General features: G+C 25.2%; 8 protein-coding genes and 1 pseudogene. 7 read left to right on the top strand and 2 right to left on the bottom strand.

Annotation, left to right across the window (positions count from 1 at the left end):
• The first annotated feature begins 215 nt into the window (after positions 1–215).
• Together NSA50_RS19190 and NSA50_RS19195 are read left to right on the top strand one after the other, a co-directional pair.
• Positions 216–383: a DnaJ-like cysteine-rich domain-containing protein gene (locus tag NSA50_RS19190; protein WP_195263585.1), complete on the top strand. Its 168-nt coding sequence runs from the start codon at positions 216–218 to the stop codon at positions 381–383.
• Between the two features lie 243 nt (positions 384–626).
• Positions 627–1,910 (top strand): hypothetical protein, encoded by a 1,284-nt coding sequence (locus NSA50_RS19195; protein ID WP_257448022.1) that lies wholly within the window; start codon positions 627–629, stop codon positions 1,908–1,910.
• A gap of 201 nt (positions 1,911–2,111) precedes the next feature.
• Here NSA50_RS19195 and NSA50_RS19200 read toward each other — a convergent pair whose 3' ends face one another.
• Entirely contained in the window at positions 2,112–2,636 is a 525-nt protein-coding gene (locus NSA50_RS19200; RefSeq protein ID WP_257448024.1) for a GerMN domain-containing protein, read from the bottom strand.
• A 340-nt stretch (positions 2,637–2,976) separates the two neighbouring features.
• On the opposite strand from NSA50_RS19200, the gene NSA50_RS19205 reads away from it, so the two are divergent.
• The 3 genes from NSA50_RS19205 (at position 2,977) to NSA50_RS19215 (ending at position 5,884) form a co-directional block, all read left to right on the top strand.
• A complete protein-coding gene (locus NSA50_RS19205; protein ID WP_257448026.1) occupies positions 2,977–4,209 on the top strand; it encodes a DUF6398 domain-containing protein in 1,233 nt (410 codons plus the stop codon).
• Positions 4,210–4,372: 163 nt separating this feature from the next.
• Positions 4,373–5,155 carry a flagellar motor protein gene (locus NSA50_RS19210; protein ID WP_195263581.1) on the top strand — a complete coding sequence of 261 codons (783 nt, stop codon included), beginning with the start codon at positions 4,373–4,375 and terminating at the stop codon, positions 5,153–5,155.
• Entirely contained in the window at positions 5,156–5,884 is a 729-nt protein-coding gene (locus tag NSA50_RS19215; RefSeq protein WP_195263580.1) for a flagellar motor protein MotB, read from the top strand.
• 41 nt (positions 5,885–5,925) lie between these two features.
• On the opposite strand, the gene NSA50_RS19220 is transcribed toward NSA50_RS19215, so the two are convergent.
• A complete protein-coding gene (locus tag NSA50_RS19220; RefSeq protein WP_257448029.1) occupies positions 5,926–6,750 on the bottom strand; it encodes a hypothetical protein in 825 nt (274 codons plus the stop codon).
• A 716-nt stretch (positions 6,751–7,466) separates the two neighbouring features.
• On the opposite strand from NSA50_RS19220, the pseudogene NSA50_RS19225 reads away from it, so the two are divergent.
• Positions 7,467–7,805: pseudogene (locus tag NSA50_RS19225) on the top strand (arsenate reductase family protein).
• Positions 7,806–7,833: 28 nt separating this feature from the next.
• The gene (locus NSA50_RS19230) at positions 7,834–8,247 is read left to right on the top strand and encodes a hypothetical protein (protein ID WP_195263577.1); all 414 of its coding nucleotides are present in this window, start codon (positions 7,834–7,836) and stop codon (positions 8,245–8,247) included.
• Positions 8,248–8,371: the final 124 nt, after the last annotated feature.

Consider the following 8,371-nt stretch of genomic DNA (forward strand, 5'->3'; position numbering starts at 1 on the left):
AACAAAATAAATATTTAACCAGATATTTCATAGTATGTTTTTATTATAACCCCTAAAATATCAATTTTAAAATGCAAAAAAAGAGGTTGCTACAAAATGATTAAAAATCATTTTGCAACAGCCCCTTCATATTTTTTTATATATAAAAAAATTTTGAATAAAAATATTATTTAAGACAATAATTAATAGATAGAACTAGCAAAGGAGGAATATAAATGAAGGTTAATAAGGAAGAATACATGAGTGAATGTATAAGTTGTAGTGGAACAGGTAAAATAAAATGCGATTGTGGAACAGAAGAATTACCTAATTCTCGATGTATTACCTGTAATGGTGAGGGAAGTTTTATATGTCCTGTTTGTGATGGAGAAGGAAAATTTTAATTATAAGGAAATTACCAATAATTAGTTGCAATTTATTTAATTATAAAAATGTTTTAAATACTATATTTTATAGATAGGAGTAGCCTATCTTTTTTTTATAATTTATCATTATAAAATAACTAAAATATAATTATAAAAGATAAATATATTAGATCCATGCATCATAGACAATTGTAATATAAATAACACAAATTATAATATTATAATATTATATAATGTAGTAATATTATAAAAGAGGTTTTTATGGCTATATATTTAAAAAACTTAAAGAGAAATGAAGTGAATAAACATGGACAGAGAGAAGTTATAATGACTATAGTTGGTGATGTAAAAGGAAGTAGAGATACAGATATTATTTACTTAGTTGGCAATAAGAGAGGGCTTGGGAAAAATACGATTTACCATAATATGCAAATTATAATTTCTGACGGAGAAAGTGGAAAGATAACAACTATAGATTTAAGGGGAATAGAAGGATATAATCCTAGAATAGTATTAGAGCATTTTAAAAATATAAAAGATAATGAAATATTATTTATAATAGAAGACATAGGAAATAATGGATATATAACCGCTAATATGTATCATCTAGATGGAGATAAAGATATAAAGATTTTTGATACAAATTATTATAATCAACTTGATTCATATCAAGTTATATATCAAGATAACTATACTGTGGATGTAATAGATATAGATAAGGGAATGACCTATTCCATAGATATAAGTAGAAGAGATAAAGATTACTTAAGTGGTTTATATAACAATAATGGTACTTTAAAGAAAAAAATAATAGGAAAAGTTTTAGCTTTATCTGGAATAAGTCCGATAGATTTACTAAGAAGGGGAGTATACGATCTTTTGGTTACACAAAAAATTATAGGAACTAATGAAAAAGATATTCTTGGGGTAATGAGCAATGTTTTAACTTTTGAAGGTATTACTTTTACTAGGGTAGATTCTTTTGTAGGAATACTAGGTGAAAAGACACCAAATTTGTTAGTTAGGGCAAAGGATGAATTAAATAAAGATTACTTAGATTTTTCAAAGGTTGAATTCATAGAATCAGAAGTAGTTAAAGATGAAGCTATAGAAAGGATAATCGAAAAAGAATTTTCATTAAATCCAGATGAGGATAAGGTAAATTACTTATATAATAAAGTAAAATTAAAAGATGATGATAGTTATCAAATTTTAGTTTATTTAGAAGGACCTAAATTTTGTACTGAAAGAGGTGCAACTTTAGTTATATTAGAGGAGAAAGATAATGAATATAATGTTTTATCAAAGATAAGTAATGCTACAAATCCAATTATAATATCTGAAAATAAAACAAATGGATATAGAGATTTAGTAGTAAAGTTACTAAATAGTAATGGAGATGATTTTAGGTTATTAAAGTTTAATGGTAATGCATATCCTTTAGATCCAATTAAGGAAGAAAGATTAAAGAGAGGAAGTAAAGTTAGAGGAATAGCAGCGATTTCTGATGATTTATTTTATACTAGAGGAATTGAATATAAGTAGAATAAAGAATCCCTATAGAGTATTAAAATTATTACTCTATAGGGTATAATTATAGTTAAGAAATATTAAATAATTTATTTTAAATTATTTAAAATCATAAGTTTTATTTTGTTAATTCAAATGTATTATCTAAGTTAACCTTAAATATATCTCCATCTTTCATTGAAATATGTCCAGAAGTATAAGGTTTTCCGTCTAAAGTTATGATTTTACTTGAGTTACATTAAAATAATCACCAAATGTATTGCAAATAGCAGTTAAAGTGCTAGATTCAGGACCAGAACCTAAGTTTTGAGCTTCAACAAAATTAGATGAAAAATCTAGTTTTATAATATCATTAGTACTATCAACTTCAGCCGAGTTTAAGGAAATATCACTATTTAAAGAAGCTGCAATTTCTTCACTTGGAGCTTTCTTTAATTCTTTAACTAAAGCAGTTGCTACAGCCTTATCTTTAATTTCAATAGTTTTACTTATGTAAACTATTTTATCAGTAACAACGTCATAATAATAAATATTTGCATTATCAGTTATTGTTTCATTAGAATTACTAATATCATTTTGAGTATTATCATTAATATTATCTTCTTCATCGATTATAGTAGCTTCATTATTACTAATATTAGATGCTGTATTATTTTTGTTACTATTTGCTTCTGCTCCACAAGAAATCATTGAAAAAGGGATAGATAATGATATTAATATTGCTAAAATTCTTTTTTTCATTTATTAACCTCCTTAAAAATATATTTTTCAATTACAATTACCTAATTAAAATTAAAAGGATATTAATTAGGTAATGCACTTCTTTAAATAAAATAGTAAAATTGAAATATATATTGTTTAATAATTTATATAATCATATTATAGCATAATTGAAAAGTTATTACAAATTTACATAAATTTACTTATATTAACTTCTAAAACATACTATTATTTGAAAAAAGTAATTAAATATCATATAATATAAAACATCGGTTTAAATCATCAATTGGAGTATGTTATTTAAGTATAATGGGCTTTATAATATTCCAAATAACATAATAGAAAAAGGAGAAAATAAGTAATGCAAAAAACATCTGAAGTAAGTAATGATAGATATTTAGAAGTAATGAGTTTTATAGAAGAGGTTTGTAAAAAAAACTTAAATGAAGAATATTTGTTTCTTGCAGAGAGCTTATGTAAAGAAATATCTGAATTAAAAGAAGTTAATTTAAATAAAGGAAAAGCAAATTCATGGGCATGCGGAATTGTACATGCTTTGGGGTTAAAAAATGGATTATTCACAAATAAGACAGGCATAAATATTAAAGCAGGGGATTTATATAAATTATTTGAGGTAAGTAGTAGTACAGGTCTTTCAAAATCAAGAGAAGTAAGAGCGTTAATAGATTTAGAAGATGATAAATGGTTAATAACGTGTAATAAAGGCGATTCTTTAGATAATTCGAAAATTGCGGATAATGAGATAGATTTGGAAGAAGAACAAAAGGAAAAGATAGAGAAAGAAACATTAGATGAGGTTTGCGTTTCAAAAGTAGAAGCTGAGATTATAGAAGATGAGGATTTAAAAAAGGCTAATAAGATAGCTAATGAGGCATGGAATCAAAAAAATTATAAGAAAAAAGCTAAATTAGCTAAAGAAGCATTAAAAATAAGTGAAAAATGTGCGGAAGCTTATATAATATTATCTTATAACAATTCGTTAAGAATAAATGAACAAAAGGCCTTAGTATTAAAAGCATTAGAAGTTGCTCAAAATGCTATAGGTGAAGAAAATATAGATAAGTATATAGGGAAATTCTTAGATTCAGAAGTTACAAGACCATACTATAGCGCCAAATATAGACTTGGAAATTTATTATGGAGTATAAATGAAAAGTTAGAAGCAATAAAAGAGTTTAATGATTTAATAAATCTAGATCCGGAAGATAGATTATTAATAAGAGGGGTATTGCTTTCATGGTTAATTACAGAGAATTTAGATGATGAAGTTTTAAATGTATTAAATAAATATAAAAATGATTACTTACCATCTACAAAATTCTCAAAAGCCCTTTATTTATTTAAAGTAGGAAAATTAGAGGAAGCAGAAAGAGCTTTAAGAATTGCAAATGCTTCTAATCTATTTGTTATAGATTATATAATCAAGCAAAAAAGAATTCCTAAAAATCCACCTGAACTTAAAAGTTTAGGGACTGAAGAAGATGCAGTCTACTATATGAAAAATGCAGAAACTGCTTGGGATTCAGTAAATGGAGCAAGAAGCTGGGTAAAGGAATTAAAAAATATATTATAGAAATAGACTATTGTGTATTGCAACGATAAAGTTAGTTATTACACAATAGTTTTTTTAACGAGAAAAAATCGACTAAAATAGATAAAAAATAACAAAATAATGAGATTGATATGTAAATATAAAAAATATATAATTTAGAAATAAATTATATGGATGGTGAAATATGGACATAACAATAATAATAAGTATTATATTTTCTTTTGCTTGTATTATATTAGGATTTATTTTAGAAGGAGGAGCATTAGGAGCTTTATATCAATTCACAGCATTATTAATAGTTGTTGGTGGAACAATAGGAGCAGTTGGGGTTGCTTTTCCAGGAAAAACTTTAAAAAGATTTCCTAAGGTTTTTAGCATTGCATTTAAGAAAAGAAATAGTAACCTTATAGAAAATGTAGAATTCTTCAAGGAAATTACAGTAAAAACAAGAAAAAATGGATTATTAAGTTTGGAAGCAGATTTAAATAATACAGAAACAGATACTTTTATAAAAAAAGGCCTGCAAATGATAGTAGATGGAGTTGATCCAGAGATCATGAAAGGATCATTAGAAACAAGACTAGAACAAATTTCAGAAAGGCATCATCAAGGAATTTCTATTTTTGAGGCGGCTGGTGGTTATGCACCAACAATGGGGATTATAGGAACAGTTATGGGGCTTGTTCAAGTTTTAGGTAATTTAGATGATCCAAGTACTTTAGGCCCTAAAATAGCTGTAGCTTTTATTGCAACTCTTTATGGTATAGGAACTGCTAATTTAATTTGGTTGCCTATAGCAAATAAACTAAAAATTTTAAATAGTGAAGAAATAATTGAAAAAGAGATGTGTATTGAGGCTTTATTATTGGTACAAGCTGGTGCTAGTCCAAGTTCTATAATAAGTAAATTAGAAGGATTTTTAACTGAAGAGGACTTAAAGAAGCTTGAATCAAGTGAGGGAAAATAGATGAAAAAGAGAGTAGAAAAACCAGAAAATCATGAAAGATGGTTGCTTACATATTCAGATCTTATAACTTTGCTTATGATATTTTTTGTTGTATTATATTCCGCTTCTAGTGTTAATGAATCAAAGTATAAGCAGTTAGCTACTTCTATGGGAGCTGTATTCACAGGTGGATCTTCAGTTTTAGGAAGTGCTGAAAATTCAGGTAGTTCAAGTGATGAGGCAGGAGAGTTAAAGCCATTGGTTCAAAGTGAAGAAGAAAAATTACAAGGTATAGAATCACAAGTAAATGATATAGTAAAAGATTTAGAGTTAGAAGAAAGTGTAACTACAAGTATAGAAGAAAGAGGACTTATTATAAGCTTTACCGATAGTATATTTTTTGATAGTGCAAAGGCGGATATAAAAGAGGAGTTGAAACCTAAACTTATTTCTGTATCAAATGTTTTAAACAAAATAGATAATTATGTAAGGGTAGAAGGTCATACTGACAATTTGCCTATAAGTACTACTGATTATCATTCAAATTGGCAACTTTCCTCTGTTAGAGCTTCTAATGTAGTTGAATTTTTAATTAGCTATGGATCGATATCTCCAAGCAGATTATCAGCTGTAGGGTATGGTGAGTATAGACCAATTGCAGATAATGCTACAGAAGAGGGACGAGCTAAAAATAGAAGAGTTGATATATTAATTTTAAATAACAAATTTGATAATATAGAAATGAATTAAAATATAGTTAAAGCACTGTAGTTAAAAATACAGTGCTTTAACTATACCATTTCATTTTTATATAAATTAATAATATTTATAAGAAGTTTATTATAACCTTCACAGTGAGACATAAAATTTGGCATATTATTTTCATTAATCAAGTATTCAATATTATTGTTATTAGAAGTGAAATATAAATCAAATAACTTTCTAAAATATATTGAATTACATCCATTATAAATATTATTTATAATATCATCATTTGGATAAAAAGATTTGTCTTTAAGTTTTTTATATATAAAATAATAAATTAAAGAAATAGAAGTCGTTTCTATTTGCCTATAATCATATTTTTTTATATCATCAAAATCAATAATTAAACTTTCAAAAAATTTGAAGGTTGATGAATGTATGGTTAATAGATCTTTATTTAAAAAACTTAAAAGAGAATTAGTGAAAAAAGAAATATTATTTAGAAAGTTCCAAAGATCATTTACATCAAATTTTTCTAAAGTTATCTCATCTGCAATTTCCATATGTGTGTCAGTAAGAATTCTTTTACTTTCATATGGAATTTCTCCGTTTCCGCAAATAGTAAAGCTCCTAATTAAGTCAAAAGCAATTCTAGAGTCTTCATTTGCTCCTATGGCATATTTACCATCGCTATTGAAAAAGTTAAGAGTAGTAATAGATAGATGAATAAGTGAAATTAATGCTAAGTATGAGTAGTTAACATTACTGACTCCGATACAAAACAATATTATAAATATTATAAAATCCAATACTGGACCAATCCAAAAAAATATTTTAAGCTTTTTTAAAAGAATGTTGTATTCTATTTTGGAAGATATTTTTATTGAGTTAAAATGTAATCTACTTGTCATATTGCCTTGTATTAAAGGCTTTAATTTAAATTTGAATTTACCGTCATATTTATAAATAGTAAAAGGAATTACATGATAAAAGGAACATTTAAATCCTAAAAATAAAGATACAATATAATGAGAAAGTTCATGCAAAAATATAATTATATATTCTATAATAAAAACTTTTAAAATTAAAATAAAATATTGCAAAATCATCATCCTTAAAAATTCATCTTAATTATTAGTATAGAATAATATAGTGAAAAAGTTCATATTTCAACAAAATAAATCAGCATCAAAAAAGCAAAAAGGAATATGTAATTGCTTTTTTGATGCTGTATAGAAAATCTATTCCCTGCCTATACTTACTTAAATAATTAATTGATTATTTAAATAAGGTTTTGTAAGGCATTGAGATGATAGACATTCGTTAATATACTATATTTAAGTGTTTTGATAGATATCATTAATAATTTTTTTTTATAATAACTATACAATAAAAATACTATTTCTGTTTGGAAGATTTATTTATAATATTAGCTTGTACCAATGGAGAAAAAATATTCTATAAATAATAATAAAATAATATTTTTATTATTGTTGTTTATAAATAAATCATTTTGCTATATATGATTACGGAAAATATTTTTGATAGATAATGAACAAATAATCTACTTTTTATATATAATATAAATTTATGTTATAATAAAGAGACATTAGGAGGTGACAATTACATGAATATACAAGTATTTGGAAGAAAGAAGTGCTTTGATACAAAGAAAGCAGAAAGATACTTTAAAGAGAGAAAAATAAACTTTCAATTTATAGATATAGACATTAAAGGGCTTAGTAAGGGAGAACTTAATTCTGTTAAAAGGAATATTTCAATAAATGAATTAATAAATCAATCTAGCAAGGAATATAAAAATCTAAATTTAGATAAAATTAGAAGCTGCGAAATGAAAGAAGAGATTTTATTAAAAAATCCTAAACTATTTTAATCCCCTATAGTTAGAAATGGAAACACTGCAACTCTTGGGTATAAAAAAGAAGTTTGGGATACATGGGAATAAATTAAAATATAAACCAAAGGTGAAACAAATGATTAAGATAAAAATACAAAAGGGTAAAAATGAAGAACCTATTTTTAAAATTAATTTAAAAGATGATGATATAATAAAATTTCCTTTTTTAAAGAGACCAATATTAGAGGGAAAAAAGATAAAAGGAAGGTATAATTATGAAATTCCATTAAGATATTTTGTACCAATAGTAAAAAATATAAAAAAAGACAATTTGGTAGTTGATAAAGTTAGCAAGTTAGAGTTCCTAGAGTTTTTTGATGATTTTGAAGAAAAATATTATGCTAGTTTAACAGCAACTCCTAAGTTTATGAAATTATGGAGATCAGAAAAATGCCCTAATATATTTAAAATTATAATAGATCCAGAAAGTCTTACTGTAACAAAAGAAGTAGCATTTAAGAAAATAAGTATAAAATTTGGAGAATTATAAAAAAGGGGCTGTTGCAAAAGCAACTAGCCGAATAAATGGGAAAAGGTGGATTCAATAGAATCCACCTTTTTTGCATAAACTTAAATCATGAAACTATTCAGTTTATACAATACTAATCAACAAT

It is taken from the genome of Clostridium mucosae (assembly GCF_024622765.1).
GTDB lineage: Bacteria > Bacillota > Clostridia > Clostridiales > Clostridiaceae > Clostridium.